This is a genomic window from uncultured Microbacterium sp., from assembly GCF_963521695.1.
Taxonomy (GTDB): Bacteria; Actinomycetota; Actinomycetes; order Actinomycetales; family Microbacteriaceae; genus Microbacterium.
Genome location: NZ_CAUQWC010000316.1, coordinates 1 through 2,957, shown reverse-complemented (window position 1 = coordinate 2,957; position 2,957 = coordinate 1). Strand labels below are relative to the sequence as shown.

The 2,957-nt window shown below is 73.1% G+C and carries 3 protein-coding genes; 2 read left to right on the top strand and 1 reads right to left on the bottom strand.

Annotation, left to right across the window (positions count from 1 at the left end; translation table 11 throughout):
- Positions 1 to 180: 180 nt before the first annotated feature.
- Positions 181 to 1,389: an FAD-dependent oxidoreductase gene (locus RWP81_RS15775; protein WP_314457699.1), complete on the bottom strand. Its 1,209-nt coding sequence runs from the start codon at positions 1,387 to 1,389 to the stop codon at positions 181 to 183.
- 222 nt (positions 1,390 to 1,611) lie between these two features.
- On the opposite strand from RWP81_RS15775, the gene RWP81_RS15770 reads away from it, so the two are divergent.
- Entirely contained in the window at positions 1,612 to 1,971 is a 360-nt protein-coding gene (locus tag RWP81_RS15770; protein WP_055956269.1) for a hypothetical protein, read from the top strand.
- A 112-nt stretch (positions 1,972 to 2,083) separates the two neighbouring features.
- A complete protein-coding gene (locus RWP81_RS15765) occupies positions 2,084 to 2,941 on the top strand; it encodes a UbiA family prenyltransferase (protein WP_314457696.1) in 858 nt (285 codons plus the stop codon).
- The last annotated feature ends 16 nt before the right edge of the window (positions 2,942 to 2,957 follow it).

The window sequence follows — 2,957 nt, the reverse complement described above, 5'->3', positions numbered from 1 at the left end:
TCGCCCGGGCACCCCGAGCGTGGCAGCGTCCGAGGACCCTCAGCGTGCGTGCGTCGCGTGGGCACCCAGAGCGTGGCGGCGGCGGGACACCCACCGGCGTCGCGACGACGGCGTACCCCTTGCGTGCACGCAGCGACGGCCCCTACCGAGACCGCGGCGGCGGGGACGGGGACATCCTGGTCAGGCGAGGCCGCGCAGGATCAGGTGCCAGTACACCCACGGCAGGATGCGGCGGTCGGCGATCCACGACAGCCGGCGCTCACGGTACAGCGAGCGCCAGAACGGGACCGTCGGTTGCAGCCGTCCCTCCCGGTCGAACTCCGCGAACACCACGGTGCCGCGTGACACCGTGAAGGGCACGACGCTGTAGCCGTTGTACTTCGCTGAGGGCGTACGACCGTCGCGCACGGCTTTCATGTTCTTCACCAGCGCCTTCGCCTGCTGCCGGATGGCCCCGCCCGAGCGTCGCGTGGCGACGGTGGCGGCATCCCCCACCGACCACACCTCGGGGTGGCGCACGTGCTGGAAGGTCTCGGGGTCGACGTCGACGAACCCGTGCCGATCGTCGGATGCCGCCAGACCGCTCCCCGCGATCCACTCCGGCGCCCGCTGCGGCGGGACCGCGTGCAGCACGTCGTACGACAGCGTCTCCTCCGCGTCGCCATGGCCGATCACGAGCGTGCCCGCTCCGGCATCCACTGATCGGAGTTCGCGGCTGTAGCGCACCTCGATGCCGTACTCGTCGAGCTTTCGCTGCAGTTCCCGATCGATGGCGGGGATGCCGAAGGGCACGGGGTCGGGGCACACGAACACGACGCGGATGTCGTCGCGCACGCCGATCGATCGCCACCAGTCGCACGCCAGGTACATCGGCTTCTGTGCCGCGGCGCCGCAGGACGCCGGCTCCGGCGGCTGCGTGAACACGACGGTTCCCGCGCGCAGGTCGCGGAGCACCGGGGATGCCTTCGCGGCGAGGTCGTAGTCGTAGTTCGAGATACCGGTGGGTTCAGCCATGGCCTCGGGAAGACCGGGTACCTGCTCCCAGGCCATGCGCATGCCGGCGCAGACCACCAGCTGGTCGTAGTCGAGGTGCTCGCCCGAGACGAAGTGCACGCGCCGCGCGTCGGCATCCACGGTGAAGACCTCGTCGCGCACCCACCGCACCCCCGAAGGGATGACGTCGACCTGACGACGAACAGCCTCGGAGGCGCGCGCGGCACCGCCGGCGATGTGGGACTGCAGAGGCGCGAACACGTGTTGCTCGCGCGGCTCGATCACGGTGATCTCTCCGACACTGGCGCGATGCAGGCGGCCGGCGACCGACAGCCCGGCGTTGCCACCGCCGATGACGACGATCTGTTCAGGCGTGGTAGGGCGGGAGTCGTTCATGGGAGATCCTCTCGTCTCCCTCACGCTCGCCCGCCCGGCCCCGCGGCGCCAGCGCCTTGACAGCGTCTCCGACGGCGACCGTCGCGCGCGAGCGGCAGCGCTTCGCGGAGGGGCGGAGCACGCCCGACGCGTGTCAAGGGGCACACCGGCGGCGGGTGCGCCGTGTGGGATGAGAGCACCGCTGATCCTGGCGGCGACCCGCGTCCGACGGAAGGACCCCCCATGAGCGACGCTTCGATCGACCCGACCACCGCCGAGACGACCCCCGCCGCCGACGCGGGGCTCGCGGGCGTGCAGCCCCTGCGCGACGGCGACACGTCCATAGAGCCCGACCCCGCGCTCGACCCGGCGCAGGCCGAGTGGGACGCGACCACGGCCCTCGACGAGGGGGCCGACCCCGAGGACATCAACCCGGCCACCGCCACGGGTGCCGACCCCGCTGAGATCCCCGCGGACGACAGCGATATCCCGCTGGACGACATCCACCCCCTCGACACCGGCACCGACTCCCAGGGCCAGGACCCGGGTGTCGTCGAGCTCGGCGAAGAGGGCCAGGGCGACCTCGCTCCCGAAGACCTGTGACCGACCTGCGCCGCCCGGGCCGTGCAAGGGCCCGGGCGGCGCTCTCGGTCGATCGCGGTCGCACAGCCGGGCGCGGGGACCGAGGGAGAGCCGCCCGCGGTAGCGTCATCGGGTGACGGATGCCGCGGCGGAGCCGCCCCTCGCCCCCGCCTCTCGGGGGCGTGCGGGCATCATCGGGGCGCTGTGGGCCTCGACCCACCCCGGACCCACGCTCGTCGTCACCGCCCTGTCGCTCGCGCTCGGCATCGCCGCCGGTGTCGAGCCCGGACGCCTGGTTCTGCTCGTGGCCGCGGTCTTCGCGGGCCAGGTGTCGGTGGGGCTCTCGAACGACGCCATCGACGGGGCGAGGGATGCCGCGGTCGGCCGCACCGACAAGCCCATCGCCGGGGGAGCGGTCACCGCCGGTCAGGCGCTCGCCGTCGCCGTGGGGGCGGTCGTCGTCGCCCTCGCCCTGTCGATACCGCTGGGACCCGGGCTCGTCGCCGCCCACTCCGTCGCCCTCGCCTCGGCGTGGGCGTACAACGCGGGCCTGAAGTCGACGCCGATATCCATCGTCCCGTTCCTGCTGAGCTTCGGGCTGTTCCCCTCGTTCGCGACGCTGTCGACCTCGGCTCCCGCGTTCGCCGCGGTGTGGGCATCGGTCGCGGGGGCCGCGCTGGGCGCCGCGGTGCACCTGACGAACGTCGTGCGCGACCTCGACGACGACCGGCGCACCGGCGTCCGCGGCCTTCCGCACCGTCTCGGCGCGCGTGCGTCGGTGCTGCTCGCCGCCGCGGGGATCGTCGTCGGGGCGGTGGCGGTGCTGCTCGGTGCGGGGTCGAGCCTCATCGGCATCCTGTTCTTCGCGGCCGTCGTGGCCGTGGCGCTGGCGACCGCCGTGCTGGTGATCGTGAAGCGTCCCGGTCGCGCCGTCTTCCAGCTCACGATGCTGGCCGCCCTGCTGCTGGCCGTTCAGCTCGTCGTCGTCTGAGCCTCCCCGGGCACGC